The organism is Enterobacter sp. Y17, from assembly GCF_019730495.1.
Lineage (GTDB): Bacteria > Pseudomonadota > Gammaproteobacteria > Enterobacterales > Enterobacteriaceae > Enterobacter > Enterobacter asburiae_B.
In genome coordinates this window covers 17,173-29,916 of record NZ_JAASKP010000001.1, presented here as the reverse complement: position 1 = coordinate 29,916, position 12,744 = coordinate 17,173, and the positions used below count along the sequence as shown (strand labels likewise).

The 12,744-nt window shown below is 56.8% G+C and carries 14 protein-coding genes; 3 read left to right on the top strand and 11 right to left on the bottom strand.

All coding sequences use genetic code 11. From position 1 onward, the window contains the following. Positions 1 to 23 precede the first annotated feature (23 nt). Positions 24 to 1,574 carry a membrane-bound lytic murein transglycosylase MltF gene (mltF, locus tag HCH49_RS00160; RefSeq protein ID WP_221701958.1) on the top strand — a complete coding sequence of 517 codons (1,551 nt, stop codon included), beginning with the start codon at positions 24 to 26 and terminating at the stop codon, positions 1,572 to 1,574. Here the strand turns inward: mltF and tadA are convergent. Genes tadA through murQ form a run of 4 tightly spaced genes read right to left on the bottom strand, consistent with a single transcriptional unit; the run spans position 1,462 to position 4,931 of the window. Beyond that, positions 1,462 to 2,001 carry a tRNA adenosine(34) deaminase TadA gene (gene tadA / locus HCH49_RS00155; RefSeq protein WP_221701957.1) on the bottom strand — a complete coding sequence of 180 codons (540 nt, stop codon included), beginning with the start codon at positions 1,999 to 2,001 and terminating at the stop codon, positions 1,462 to 1,464. The two genes, mltF and tadA, sit on opposite strands and share 113 nt — an antisense overlap. Before the next feature lie 24 nt (positions 2,002 to 2,025). Then, positions 2,026 to 2,661, bottom strand: coding sequence for a phosphatidylglycerophosphatase C (gene yfhb, locus HCH49_RS00150; protein ID WP_039263757.1), 636 nt, complete (start codon positions 2,659 to 2,661; stop codon positions 2,026 to 2,028). 3 nt (positions 2,662 to 2,664) lie between these two features. Further along, the gene (locus tag HCH49_RS00145; protein WP_064673773.1) at positions 2,665 to 4,026 is read right to left on the bottom strand and encodes a PTS transporter subunit EIIC; all 1,362 of its coding nucleotides are present in this window, start codon (positions 4,024 to 4,026) and stop codon (positions 2,665 to 2,667) included. 11 nt (positions 4,027 to 4,037) lie between these two features. Continuing rightward, positions 4,038 to 4,931, bottom strand: a complete 894-nt coding sequence (gene murQ, locus HCH49_RS00140) for an N-acetylmuramic acid 6-phosphate etherase (protein WP_221701956.1) — start codon at positions 4,929 to 4,931, stop codon at positions 4,038 to 4,040. A gap of 117 nt (positions 4,932 to 5,048) precedes the next feature. On the opposite strand from murQ, the gene HCH49_RS00135 reads away from it, so the two are divergent. Both HCH49_RS00135 and HCH49_RS00130 read left to right on the top strand, forming a co-directional pair. Next, the gene (locus HCH49_RS00135) at positions 5,049 to 5,897 is read left to right on the top strand and encodes a MurR/RpiR family transcriptional regulator (protein WP_023333056.1); all 849 of its coding nucleotides are present in this window, start codon (positions 5,049 to 5,051) and stop codon (positions 5,895 to 5,897) included. A gap of 46 nt (positions 5,898 to 5,943) precedes the next feature. Further along, positions 5,944 to 6,204, top strand: a complete 261-nt coding sequence (locus tag HCH49_RS00130; protein WP_008502177.1) for a YfhL family 4Fe-4S dicluster ferredoxin — start codon at positions 5,944 to 5,946, stop codon at positions 6,202 to 6,204. Here the strand turns inward: HCH49_RS00130 and acpS are convergent. The 7 genes from acpS to lepA all read right to left on the bottom strand — a co-directional run bounded on the left by acpS (position 6,201) and on the right by lepA (position 12,707). Further along, positions 6,201 to 6,581 carry a holo-ACP synthase gene (gene acpS, locus HCH49_RS00125; protein ID WP_023294331.1) on the bottom strand — a complete coding sequence of 127 codons (381 nt, stop codon included), beginning with the start codon at positions 6,579 to 6,581 and terminating at the stop codon, positions 6,201 to 6,203. The two genes, HCH49_RS00130 and acpS, sit on opposite strands and share 4 nt — an antisense overlap. Then, positions 6,581 to 7,312 (bottom strand): pyridoxine 5'-phosphate synthase, encoded by a 732-nt coding sequence (gene pdxJ, locus HCH49_RS00120; protein WP_032659491.1) that lies wholly within the window; start codon positions 7,310 to 7,312, stop codon positions 6,581 to 6,583. The genes acpS and pdxJ overlap by 1 nt, the downstream gene beginning before the upstream one ends. Before the next feature lie 75 nt (positions 7,313 to 7,387). Then, positions 7,388 to 8,095 (bottom strand): DNA repair protein RecO, encoded by a 708-nt coding sequence (gene recO, locus HCH49_RS00115; RefSeq protein WP_221701955.1) that lies wholly within the window; start codon positions 8,093 to 8,095, stop codon positions 7,388 to 7,390. A 17-nt stretch (positions 8,096 to 8,112) separates the two neighbouring features. Further along, positions 8,113 to 9,018 (bottom strand): GTPase Era, encoded by a 906-nt coding sequence (gene era, locus HCH49_RS00110; RefSeq protein WP_023308847.1) that lies wholly within the window; start codon positions 9,016 to 9,018, stop codon positions 8,113 to 8,115. Next, positions 9,015 to 9,695 carry a ribonuclease III gene (rnc, locus tag HCH49_RS00105; RefSeq protein WP_003860711.1) on the bottom strand — a complete coding sequence of 227 codons (681 nt, stop codon included), beginning with the start codon at positions 9,693 to 9,695 and terminating at the stop codon, positions 9,015 to 9,017. The genes era and rnc overlap by 4 nt, the downstream gene beginning before the upstream one ends. A 222-nt stretch (positions 9,696 to 9,917) precedes the next feature. Next, positions 9,918 to 10,892, bottom strand: coding sequence for a signal peptidase I (lepB, locus tag HCH49_RS00100; RefSeq protein ID WP_069303186.1), 975 nt, complete (start codon positions 10,890 to 10,892; stop codon positions 9,918 to 9,920). Positions 10,893 to 10,907: 15 nt separating this feature from the next. After that, entirely contained in the window at positions 10,908 to 12,707 is a 1,800-nt protein-coding gene (lepA, locus tag HCH49_RS00095) for a translation elongation factor 4 (protein WP_032659499.1), read from the bottom strand. Positions 12,708 to 12,744: the final 37 nt, after the last annotated feature.

The window sequence follows — 12,744 nt, the reverse complement described above, 5'->3', positions numbered from 1 at the left end:
CGGCGTCGCAGAGAATTAACTAATTGAAAAAATTAAAGATTAATTATCTGCTCATCGGCATTGTAACGTTGCTGCTGGCAGTGGCCCTCTGGCCTTCCATCCCCTGGTTCGGCAAAGCCGAAAACCGTATCGCCGCCATTCAGGAGCGGGGGGAATTGCGCGTCAGTACCCTCAACTCGCCGCTGATTTACAGCGACGTCAACGGCAAAATCATTGGCCTGGATTATGAACTGGCACAACAGTTCGCCGATTATCTTGGCGTGAAGCTTAAAATCACCGTCCGCCAGAATATCAACCAGCTGTTTGACGACCTCGATAACGACGATGCCGATATGCTCGCCGCCGGGCTGGTGTATAACAGCGAGCGCAGTAAGAACTACCAGCCAGGCCCGACCTACTACTCCGTTTCTCAGCAGCTGGTTTACCGCGTCGGGAGCCTGCGCCCGCGCTCGCTGTCCACGATTAACGATCGGCAGCTGACGATTGCGCCCGGCCACGTGGTGATTGACGATCTGCGGGAGCTTAAGGAGAAGAAATATCCCGACCTGAGCTGGACGGTGGATCCGAAACTCGGCACGACGGAGCTGCTGGAGCAGGTAAAAGATCAGAAGGTGCCCTACACCATCGCCGATTCGGTCGCGATCAGCCTGTTTCAGCGGGTGCATCCTGAAATCGCCGTGGCGCTGGACGTCACCGACGAGCAGCCCGTGACCTGGTTTAGCCAGCTTGATGACGACCAGACCTTTTCTGCCGCGATGCTTGATTTCTTCAACACCATCAATGAAGACGGTACCCTGGCGCGTCTGGAGGAAAAGTACCTCGGGCACGGCGATGACTTTGACTACGTTGACACCCGCAGCTTCCTGCGCGCGGTAGACAGCGTCCTGCCGGACCTGCAGCCGCTGTTCGAAAAATACGCCCAGGAGATTGACTGGAAGCTGCTGGCGGCTATTTCGTATCAGGAATCCCACTGGGACACCCAGGCCACCTCACCCACGGGCGTACGTGGTTTGATGATGTTAACCAAAAATACCGCGCTGAGCCTGGGCGTGAACGATCGTACCGATGCCGAACAGAGCATCAGCGGCGGCGCGCGATACCTGCAGGACATGATGGCTAAAGTACCGGAAACGGTGCCGGAAGAAGAGCGGATCTGGTTTGCGCTGGCGGCCTACAATATGGGCTATGCGCATATGCTTGATGCACGAGCGTTGACGGCCAAAACGAAAGGCAATCCGGACAGCTGGTCAGACGTTAAGCAGCGCCTGCCGCTGCTGAGCCAGAAGCCATGGTATAACAAGCTGACATACGGCTACGCGCGCGGACATGAAGCCTACGCCTACGTGGAAAACATCCGTAAATATCAGATCAGCCTGGTCGGGTATCTGCTGGAGAAAGAGAAAGAGGCGACGGAGGCCAAACAGCTGGCTCAAAGTTACCCTGTCGTAGCGCCGGACGAGCTTAATTGCCCAACAGCTTCAGTTCTGCCTTTTGCTGCTTTTTCTGCTGACGGCGCATTCGAAAGAAATCGCTTAATAGCCCCGAACACTCTGGTGCAAGCACCCCACCGATAGTCTTCACCTGGTGGTTCATACCCGGGTGACCCAGCACGTCCATCAGCGAACCGGCCGCACCGGTTTTTTCATCCCGCGCGCCGAAAACCAGAGTCCCGATCCGGCTGTGCACCATCGCGCCGGAGCACATCACGCACGGCTCCAGCGTCACATACAGCGTGGTATCAAGCAGGCGATAGTTTTGCAGAACCAGACCGCCCTGGCGAAGCGCCATAATTTCGGCATGCGCAGTAGGATCGTGGCGGCCAATAGGACGGTTCCACCCTTCGCCAATCACCTGGTTGTTATGAACCAGCACCGCGCCCACGGGCACTTCGCCCTCGTCCCAGGCGCGTTGAGCCAGCGTCAGCGCGTGGCGCATCCAGTATTCATGATTGTGTTCAGGGTTGGACAAAGGCTGATACTCCAGTCGAAAAGCGGGCGGCATTATACACGCCCATTATGGATAAGCCTATTCGAGTTGCTGAAGTTCGCCTGATGGCGTGACGCGCCAGCGGTGCTGGCAAAAATAGAGCAGCGGGTTGTCCTGCTTGCTGTCGCTGTAGCCGCTGTACAGGCGCAGCGGCGTACCGATGCGTTTCTCCAGCTGGACCACTTTTTCATGCCCCAGGCAGCGCAGGGTCAGCACCCAGCCGCCGTAACCGCGGGCAATTTGCGTGGCGATAAGATTCACGCGCGGAAGCCAGGGGGTATCAAAGTAGACCTGCTCCACCAGCGTCTGCGGGGAGCCGGTAATCAGCCAGATGTCGGCATCATTCGCGTCGAGGTAGCTGGTCAGGCGCGCCTGCACCACCGGAAAGGCGGCGACGTGGCCGCGAAACCAGTGCGCAAAATCCTTTTCGAGCTGCTTAAGCCGCGCTTCGCTGTGCCCAAAGGTACATCCCCACAGCAGCAGACTCATCGGCCATCGCGCTGCCCGGCCTTTGACCAGCAGCGCGATCCCGATAACCGGTAAGAGCGGCAGCACGAGCAGCGCATTCAAAGGCTGACGCCGCAGCAGGTAACGCATAAACGTGCCAAACATATCCTGCTGATGCAGCGTTCCATCCAGGTCGAAAAAGACAACGCGACGCGCGTGATTTGCCAAACCTTACTCCTCTGGGTCGTTGAAACCTAACAGCCAGGTAAACAGGAACCCGGCGATCACCGCTACTAAATAGCCTAACAGATAGAGCATCACTTTTCCGGTCACGATGGTTAATGCCAGCGGTAAACCGGAGAGCCCAAAGGTGATAACGGTAGCGACTTTCCAGTAGCTGATCAGCGCCCCGCCTACCGCGCCGCCCAGACAGGCGGCGAGGAACGGTTTACCCAGCGGCAGCGTAACGCCGAAAATCAGCGGCTCGCCAATGCCGAGCAGTCCTACCGGGAGCGCGCCTTTAATCATTTTTTTCAGACGCGCGTTGCGGGTTTTCATCAGTACGGCAATCGCCGCGCCGACCTGCCCCACTCCCGCCATCGACAGGATAGGCAGCAGCGCGTTATAGCCGTGCGCCTGCACAAGCTCGACGTGGATCGGCACCAGCCCCTGGTGCAGGCCGGTCAGCACCAGCGGCAGGAAGGTACCTGACAGCACCGCTCCCACCAGCAGGCCGCCGCGGTCAATAGCCAGAGACGCGCCGTGAGCGATGGCTTCAGAGATCCATCCGCCTAGCGGCTGGAGGGCCACAATCGCTACGCTACCGGTAATCAGCGTGGTCAACAGCGGGTTGAGAATAAGCTCGATCGAGCCAGGCAGAACCGCGCGCAGCCTTTTCTCGATCCAGCACATCAGGATGACCACCAGCAGCACGGCGATTACCCCGCCGCGCCCGGGCTGGAGCGCCTCGCCAAACAACGTGATCTGCGCCAGCTGCGGGCTGGACAAGATGCCCGCCATGACCCCGCCCATGGCCAGCGATCCGCCAAACACCTTCGCGGTATTCACCCCGACCAGAATGTTCATAATGGCGAAAACAGCGCTGCCGAAGATCCCCAGAATCCCCAGCAGGTTCGGATAGTGCGTGGCGAAATCCCCCACAATATCCGGTCGCTTGAGGATATTGATGATCCCGGTGATCAGGCCGGAGGCAATAAACGCCGGGATCAGCGGAATAAAGACGTTTGCCAGCTGACGCAGCGCATCGCTCATGGGGGCTTTGTATTTGGCCTTTGCCTGCGCTTTGGTGCGCTCCGCATCGTCAATCGACGCGCTCGCGCTTACGCCCATCAGCGCACGCATGGCATCAACAACCTGCGCCGCTTTCCCCGGCCCGACGATCAGCTGATGCTGCTGCCCCTGTTTAACGTAGCCGCTGACGCCGGACAGCTGCTTCAGGCGCGGCACGTCGAGTTGGTCGTCGTTATGCACCTCGACGCGCACGCGCGTCATGCAGTTTTCGAGACGCTGAATGTTTTTTTCCCCACCGATTCCCTGCAGGATATCGCTGGCGAGCGCTGCTGTTTTGTCCATAGACGCCTCTGTTAGTTTTCTAATGCCGCCCGTAAGAAGCCGCTATGCGCATCGAGTTTGGCTCTCGCGGCCGCCGCATCCAGCCCGCTCAGGATCATCAGAATGGCCGGTTTAACATCGTGATCGGTCTGCTTGAGTACCGCTTCTGCCTCTTCACGGCCTGCGCCTGTCGCCTCCATCACCATGCGGCAGGCTCTGTCCACCAGCTTGACGTTGGTGGCCTGCATATCCACCATCAGGTTCTGATAAACCTTGCCGAACTTCACCATCGCGCCGGTGGAGATCATATTGAGCACCAGCTTTTGCGCGGTCCCGGATTTCAGGCGCGTGGAGCCGGTGAGCGCTTCCGGCCCGACAACCGGAGAGATAGCAATAGCGGCCACCTGCGCAATCGGTGAGCCAGGGTTACAGGAGATGGCGACCGTCGTGCAGCCCGTCAGGTTGGCGTATTCCAGCCCGCCAATGACGTACGGGGTGCGCCCGGATGCCGCCAGCCCGACCACCAGATCCTTCTCGGTCAGATTCAGCTCCTTCAGGTCATCCTCACCCAGCTGTGCATTGTCTTCCGCTCCTTCAACGGCTTTCAGCAGCGCACCGGGTCCACCGGCAATCAGCCCAACGACCAGACCGTGCGGCACCCCAAAGGTGGGCGGACATTCTGACGCATCCAGCACCCCAAGACGCCCGCTGGTGCCCGCCCCCATGTAGATAATGCGACCGCCGGCCTTGAGGGCTTCCGCCGCCGCATCGACCGCTTTCGCCACCTCGGGTAATGTCTCTTTCACAGCCTGCGCGACCAGCGTATCCTGTTGATTAAAGCGGTTAACCAGCTCCAGGGTGGAGAGTGCATCCAGATCCATGGTTTGCGGGTTACGCGTTTCAGAAACAAGTGAGCCAAGATTCATTTTTGTACCTCAAGAATTTTTAATTCATAATAATCACACTATAATGGAATATAAAATTCATTCAGGCGAGCAAAATTCGTATTTGCGCAGATAATCACATTTTCGCCAGGAGACCCTATGAACTGTTTAATTCGCATTCGCCAGCGCTACGCAGGCTTTGCCCAAAGCGACAAGAAGCTGGCGGATTTTCTGCTTTCTCAACCCGATCGCGCGCGCCATCTCAGCTCGCAGCAGCTGGCGAGTGAAGCCGGCGTGAGCCAGTCCAGCGTGGTGAAGTTTGCCCAGAAGATTGGCTTTAAGGGGTTCCCCGCCCTCAAGCTGGCGATCAGCGAAGCGCTGGTGAGCAACCCCAACCCGCAGTCAATGCCGGTGCATAATCAGATCCGCGGCGATGACCCGATGCGGCTGGTTGGCGAAAAGCTGATCAAAGAGAACGTGGCGGCTATGCACGCGACGCTTGATGTGAACACCGAAGAGAAGCTGCTGGAGAGCGTGGCGATGCTGCGCGGCGCGCGGCGAATCATCCTGACCGGTATCGGGGCGTCCGGACTTGTGGCGCGTAACTTTGGCTGGAAGCTGACTAAAATTGGGCTTAACGCCATCGTCGAGCAGGATATGCACGCCCTGCTGGCGACCGTACAGGCAATGGATCCTGACGATCTGCTGCTGGCCATCTCTTACTCCGGCGAGCGCCGTGAAATCAACATGGCAACCGATGAAGCGCTGCGCGTCGGCGGTAAAATTCTGGCGATCACCGGTTTTACGCCGAATGCCCTCCAGCAGCGGGCAACGCGCTGTTTATATACTATTGCCGAAGAACAGGCCACGCGCAGCGCGGCTATCTCGTCCACCAGCGCGCAAATGATGCTGACGGACCTGCTGTTTATGGCGCTGGTGCAGCAGGATCTGGAGCGCGCGCCCGAGCGCATTCGCCACAGCGAAGAACTGGTAAAGAAACTGGTTTGACGCGTATAATGCCCGCCCGGTTTGTGTTGTTTCTGAGAATTTCCTGATGGCGCTGTTAATTACCAAAAAATGCATTAATTGCGATATGTGCGAGCCCGAATGCCCGAACCAGGCGATTTCGATGGGCGACAGCATCTATGAGATTAACAGCGACCGCTGCACGGAATGCATCGGCCACTATGAAACGCCGACCTGCCAGAAGGTGTGCCCGATCCCGAATACCATCCTGAAGGATCCGGCCCACGTCGAGAGCGAAGAGCAGCTATGGGATAAGTTTGTCCTGATGCACCACGCGGACAAACTTTAACTTTCGATGATCACCGTCGCGCTGGCATAGTGACGTTCATCCGCGATCGTCACGTGCATATGATTCACCCCCAGCTTTTCCGCCAGCTTTTGCGCTTCACCCCACAGACGCAGGCTCGGTTTGCCCAGCTCATCGTTAAACACTTCGAACTGATTAAACGCCAGGCCGTTACGAATGCCGGTCCCGAAGGCTTTGGCCGCAGCCTCTTTTACCGCAAAGCGCTTTGCCAGAAAACGCACCGGCTGCTGATGCGCTTCCCAGATGGCCCACTCGTTATCGCTCAGCACGCGTCTTGCGAGGCGATCGCCGCTACGGGCGATCACCGCTTCAATGCGGGCTATTTCAACGATATCGGTGCCTAAGCCCAGGATAGCCATTACTGACGCGCTTCCTGCATCAGGCGTTTCATCTCAGAGACCGCCTCTTTCAGACCGCTCATCACCGCACGGCCAATGATGGCGTGGCCGATGTTCAGCTCGTGCATTTCCGGCAGGGCGGCAATGGCCTTCACGTTGTGGTAGGTCAGGCCGTGACCGGCGTTAACCTTCAGTCCCAGGCTTGAGGCGTACGTGGCCGCTTTAGCGATACGCTCCAGCTCTTTGGCCTGTTCGGCATCGTTTTTGGCATCGGCATAGCAGCCGGTGTGGATTTCGATATACGGTGCGCCCACGTCGGCCGCCGCTTTAATCTGGGCGAAATCGGCGTCGATAAACAGAGAAACCAGGATACCGGCATCCGCCAGGCGCTTGCAGGCGTCGCGCATTTTGTCGAGCTGACCGGCCACGTCCAGACCGCCTTCGGTGGTCACTTCCTGGCGTTTTTCCGGCACCAGGCAGCAGAAATGCGGCTGGGTCTCGCAGGCAATCGCCAGCATCTCTTCGGTGACTGCCATCTCCAGATTCATACGGGTGTCCAGCGTCTGGCGCAGAATGCGCACGTCGCGATCGGTGATATGGCGACGGTCTTCACGCAGGTGAACGGTAATGCCGTCGGCGCCAGCCTGTTCAGCGATAAATGCCGCCTGAACCGGATCGGGATACGCCGTGCCGCGCGCGTTACGCAGCGTGGCGATGTGGTCGATGTTGACGCCTAACAGTAATTCAGCCATGACAATCCTCGGTATTTTGGTTCATTTCTCTTCCCCCTCTCCCTCCGGGAGAGGGCTGGGGTGAGGGGTAAAACGTTAACGTTTCGGCACAAATTGCCTGAATAATTCGCGGCTCTTTAAGGGCTTGCCGCCAAGATACTGCTTGAGGGCAATCCGGGTAAAGCGTTTTGCTGCGCGCAGGGTGTCCAGATCGGGAAACTCGCGCTCATACAGCGCCCGGAGCTGGCGCCCGGTAAAGGTGCTGTTGTCTATCACGATACTGGCAATGAAGCCCTTTTCTTCGCGGTAGCGGTAGGTCATGGTGTCTTCTATCTCATCACCGCTGCCCGCGCAGTGCAGAAAATCTACGCCGTATCCGAGGTGGCCCAGCAGCGCCAGTTCAAAACGACGCAATGCGGGTTCGGGCGTGCCGGTTGCGCCAGCCAGCGACTGGATACAGTGCAGATAATCGAAGAAAAGTTCAGAGAAGCGGGTCTCATGTTCAAGAACGCGTGAGATGAGTTCGTTGACATACAGACCGCTGTAGAGTGTGATGCCGGAAAGAGGAAGCGCCAGGGAGACGGCTTCGGCACTGCGCAGGGTTTTCACTTCCCCTCGCCCACCGAAGCGTACCAGCAGCGGCGTGAAAGGCTGTAGGGCACCTTTCAGGTTAGAACGTTTGGAACGTGCGCCTTTCGCAACAAGGCGCACGCGGCCCGACTCTTCCGTGAAGACGTCCAGCATGAGGCTGGTTTCGCTCCAGGGACGACTATGCAGGACAAAGGCGCGCTGCCATCCATCCATATGCTCGTCGTCTTATGTTACTGGTCTTCGCCGTAACCGAGGCTGCGCAGAGCACGCTCATCATCGGCCCAGCCAGATTTCACTTTCACCCACAGTTCGAGGTGAACCGGCGCTTCGAACATTTCCATCATGTCCTTACGGGCTTCGATACCGATGGTTTTGATCTTGGCCCCTTTGTTGCCGATAACCATCTTCTTCTGCCCTTCGCGCTCAACGAGGATCAGGCCGTTGATATCGTAGCCACCGCGCTCGTTGGTCTGGAAACGCTCGATCTCTACCGTTACGGAGTACGGCAGCTCAGCGCCCAGGAAACGCATCAGCTTTTCACGGATGATTTCAGACGCCATAAAGCGCTGAGAGCGATCGGTGATGTAGTCTTCCGGGAAGTGATGAATCGCTTCCGGCAGATGCTTCCGCACGATGCCCGCGATGGTATCCACGTTCAGGCCGGTCTCAGCAGACAGCGGAACGATATCAAGGAAGTTCATCTGGCTACCGAGCCACTGCAGATGCGGCAGCAGGTCGGCCTTTTCCTGCACGTTATCCACTTTGTTGACCGCGAGGATGACCGGCGTTTTGCCGTCACGCAGCTTGTTCAGCACCATCTCGTCGTCCGGCGTCCAGCGGGTGCCTTCCACAACGAAAATCACCAGCTCTACGTCGCCGATCGAGCTGCTCGCCGCCTTGTTCATCAGTCGGTTGATGGCACGCTTCTCTTCCATGTGCAGGCCGGGGGTATCGACGTAGATCGCCTGATACGCGCCTTCAGTATGGATGCCGACGATGCGGTGACGCGTGGTCTGCGCCTTACGCGAGGTGATTGAAATCTTCTGCCCAAGCAGATTATTCAGCAGGGTGGATTTGCCAACGTTCGGACGTCCGACGATGGCAATAAATCCGCAATAGGTTTTATCTTCGCTCATTCCAGCTCCAGCATTTTTAACGCCTGTTCGGCGGCAGCCTGTTCAGCCTTACGACGGCTTGAACCTGTGCCCACCACCGGTTCACTCAGGCCACTGACCTGGCAATGGATGGTAAATTCCTGATCGTGCGCTTCGCCACGCACCTGCACCACCAGATAAGACGGCAGCGGCAGATGACGACCCTGCAAATATTCCTGCAGACGCGTTTTCGGATCTTTTTGTTTATCGCCCGGGCTGATTTCGTCCAGACGGGTCTGATACCAGTTCAGGATCAGCTTTTCTACGGTCTGGATATCGCTGTCCAGGAACACACCACCAATTAATGCTTCGACCGTATCGGCAAGAATAGATTCACGACGGAAGCCGCCGCTTTTCAGTTCACCCGGTCCAAGACGCAGACATTCGCCCAGCTCAAATTCGCGAGCGATTTCCGCAAGGGTATTACCCCGAACCAGCGTGGCACGCATGCGGCTCATATCACCCTCGTCCACACGCGGGAAACGATGATAAAGCGCATTCGCAATCACGAAACTTAAAATAGAGTCGCCTAAAAACTCGAGACGCTCATTATGTTTGCTGCTGGCACTGCGGTGGGTTAATGCCTGTTGCAACAACTCCTGATGATGAAAAGTGTAGCCCAGCTTCCGTTGAAGCCGATTAATTACGATGGGGTTCATGCGATACCAATAAATGAATGCGTCAAAAATGCAGCACACGAAACCGACCTGAGAAAACCAACGCGGTTTCGTGTGCCGTGGCACCCTTGCAGGGCCAACCTTAAACTTCGGGGGAATATTCTATACACAACGACAGGGGATGTCGTTAGTTCGAAGAGATTTATCGTGGAAATAATTCACGTAGCCGCTAATTAAAGCGGCTACGCGTTCATTTATTGAGAATTAATGGATTCCGCCGATACGATTCAGGCGTACACCGGTCGGCCATTCGCCTTCCTGCTTCTCAAAACTCATCCAGATGGCGGTGGCTTTACCGACCAGATTCGCTTCCGGCACAAAGCCCCAGTAACGGCTGTCCGCAGAGTTATCGCGGTTGTCACCCATCATGAAGTAATGTCCTGGCGGTACAATCCAGCTCGCCAGCTGCTGGCCAGGCTGGCGATAGTACATACCCAGCTGATCCTGCGCGATTGGCACGGTGAGGATTCGGTGCGTCACATCGCCCAGCGTCTCTTTGCGCTCAACCAGACGGATGCCGTCCTCTTTGGTTTCACCTTTCGAAACCTGGAAGAACCCGCTGGTCGCTTCGCCGCCGTTACGACGGGCAAAGGTCTGCACAAAGTCACTTGGCTCAACGTTTGAGTAAGTGATTGGCAGCGCGTTTTCACAGGCGGTACCGGAGCTGCAGCCCGGCTGAACGGTGACTTCTTTCGCAACCGGATCGTAAGTGACTTTATCACCCGGCAGACCTACCGCGCGCTTGATGTAGTCCAGGCGCGGATCTTCCGGATATTTAAACACCACGATGTCGCCACGTTTCGGATGACCGGTTTCGATCAGCGTTTTCTGGTAGATAGGATCTTTAATGCCGTAGGCAAACTTCTCTACCAGAATAAAATCACCAATCAGCAGCGTTGGCATCATTGAACCTGATGGGATTTGGAACGGCTCGTAAATAAACGAACGTACCACCAGCACAATCGCCAGCACCGGAAATACCGAGGCGCCCGTTTCCAGCCAGCCCGGTTTCGGGCCGACTTTCTTCAGGGTTTTCGCGTCAATCCCATCTCCAGTGGCTGCCTGAGCGGCAGCCTGACGTTCACGACGTTTTGGGGCGAAGATAAACTTATCCAGACACCACAGCAGACCTGTTACCAGGGTAGCAATGACCAGGATCAGGGCAAACATGTTCGCCATGCCAACTCCTTAGGGTTATTTGCCGTCTTTACCAACATGAAGGATGGCAAGGAATGCTTCCTGCGGCAGCTCGACGTTACCGACCTGCTTCATACGCTTCTTACCTTCTTTCTGCTTCTGCAGCAGCTTTTTCTTACGGCTGACGTCACCGCCATAGCACTTCGCCAGAACGTTTTTACGCAGCTGTTTCACGGTTGAACGCGCGATAATGTGGTTGCCAATCGCCGCCTGAATCGCGATATCGAACTGCTGACGCGGGATCAGATCTTTCATCTTCTCAACCAGCTCGCGACCGCGGTACGGCGCATTGTCGTTGTGGGTGATCAGCGCCAGCGCATCCACGCGCTCGCCGTTGATCAGCACGTCCACACGCACCATGTTGGAGGCCTGGAAGCGTTTGAAGTTGTAATCCAGTGACGCATAGCCACGGGAGGTCGACTTCAGACGGTCGAAGAAGTCGAGTACCACTTCCGCCATCGGGATCTCATAGGTCAGCGCCACCTGGTTACCGTGGTAAACCATGTTGGTCTGCACGCCACGCTTCTCAATACACAGCGTAATGACGTTCCCCAGGAATTCCTGCGGCAGCAGCATGTGACACTCTGCAATAGGCTCACGCAGCTCCTGAATGTTGTTCAGCGGCGGCAGCTTGGACGGGCTATCGACGTAGATCACTTCTTTCGAGGTGGTTTCAACTTCATAGACTACCGTCGGCGCCGTGGTGATCAGATCCAGATCGTATTCACGCTCCAGACGTTCCTGAATGATCTCCATGTGCAGCAGACCGAGGAAGCCACAGCGGAAGCCGAAGCCCAGCGCCGTTGAGCTTTCTGGCTCGTAGAACAGGGAAGCATCGTTCAGGCTCAGTTTACCGAGCGCGTCACGGAAGTTTTCGTAGTCGTCAGAGCTGACCGGGAACAGACCCGCGTAAACCTGCGGTTTCACCTTTTTAAAGCCTGGCAGCGCTTTATCTGCCGGGTTACGTGCACCGGTCAGGGTATCGCCCACCGGCGCGCCGAGGATGTCTTTAATGGCGCAGACCAGCCAGCCTACCTCGCCGCATCTCAGCTCGGTACGGTCAACCTGTTTTGGCGTAAAGATGCCCAGACGGTCTGCGTTGTAGACCTGTCCGGTACTCATTACCTTAATTTTGTCGCCTTTACGCATGGTGCCGTTTTTAATGCGCACCAACGAGACAACGCCCAGGTAGTTATCGAACCAGGAGTCGATAATCAGCGCCTGCAGCGGGCCATCCGGATCGCCTTCCGGGGCCGGAATGTCACGTACCAGGCGTTCCAGCACGTCGGTCACGCCCACACCGGTTTTCGCGGAGCAGCGCACGGCATCGGTCGCGTCAATGCCGACGATATCTTCAATCTCTTCCGCTACGCGTTCAGGATCGGCGGCTGGCAGGTCGATCTTGTTCAGAACCGGCACAACTTCGAGATCCATTTCCATCGCGGTGTAGCAGTTTGCCAGGGTCTGGGCTTCAACGCCCTGCCCGGCATCCACCACCAGCAGCGCGCCTTCACAGGCCGCGAGCGAGCGTGAAACCTCATAGGAGAAGTCAACGTGGCCTGGGGTGTCGATAAAGTTCAGTTGATAGGTTTCACCATCAGCCGCTTTGTAATCAAGCGTAACGCTCTGCGCTTTGATGGTGATACCGCGTTCGCGTTCCAGGTCCATGGAGTCCAGAACCTGGGCTTCCATTTCACGATCAGACAGGCCACCGCAAATCTGGATAATACGGTCAGACAGCGTCGACTTACCGTGGTCAATGTGAGCAATGATCGAAAAGTTACGTATGTTCTTCATATAGTTAAATAATTATGCCTTACGAATTCCTGGAGGC

What these genes read in the sequence shown, in the direction of transcription:
- acpS (WP_023294331.1), bottom strand. Translation starts at nt 6,581, where the DNA reads ATGGCTATCCTGGGCTTAGGCACCGATATCGTTGAAATAGCCCGCATT.
- rnc (WP_003860711.1), bottom strand. Translation starts at nt 9,695, where the DNA reads ATGAACCCCATCGTAATTAATCGGCTTCAACGGAAGCTGGGCTACACT.
- HCH49_RS00145 (WP_064673773.1), bottom strand. Translation starts at nt 4,026, where the DNA reads ATGGACAAAACAGCAGCGCTCGCCAGCGATATCCTGCAGGGAATCGGT.
- HCH49_RS00130 (WP_008502177.1), top strand. Translation starts at nt 5,944, where the DNA reads ATGGCGCTGTTAATTACCAAAAAATGCATTAATTGCGATATGTGCGAG.
- HCH49_RS00135 (WP_023333056.1), top strand. Translation starts at nt 5,049, where the DNA reads ATGAACTGTTTAATTCGCATTCGCCAGCGCTACGCAGGCTTTGCCCAA.
- recO (WP_221701955.1), bottom strand. Translation starts at nt 8,095, where the DNA reads ATGGATGGATGGCAGCGCGCCTTTGTCCTGCATAGTCGTCCCTGGAGC.
- pdxJ (WP_032659491.1), bottom strand. Translation starts at nt 7,312, where the DNA reads ATGGCTGAATTACTGTTAGGCGTCAACATCGACCACATCGCCACGCTG.
- lepB (WP_069303186.1), bottom strand. Translation starts at nt 10,892, where the DNA reads ATGGCGAACATGTTTGCCCTGATCCTGGTCATTGCTACCCTGGTAACA.
- murQ (WP_221701956.1), bottom strand. Translation starts at nt 4,931, where the DNA reads ATGAATCTTGGCTCACTTGTTTCTGAAACGCGTAACCCGCAAACCATG.
- lepA (WP_032659499.1), bottom strand. Translation starts at nt 12,707, where the DNA reads ATGAAGAACATACGTAACTTTTCGATCATTGCTCACATTGACCACGGT.
- tadA (WP_221701957.1), bottom strand. Translation starts at nt 2,001, where the DNA reads ATGCCGCCCGCTTTTCGACTGGAGTATCAGCCTTTGTCCAACCCTGAA.
- era (WP_023308847.1), bottom strand. Translation starts at nt 9,018, where the DNA reads ATGAGCGAAGATAAAACCTATTGCGGATTTATTGCCATCGTCGGACGT.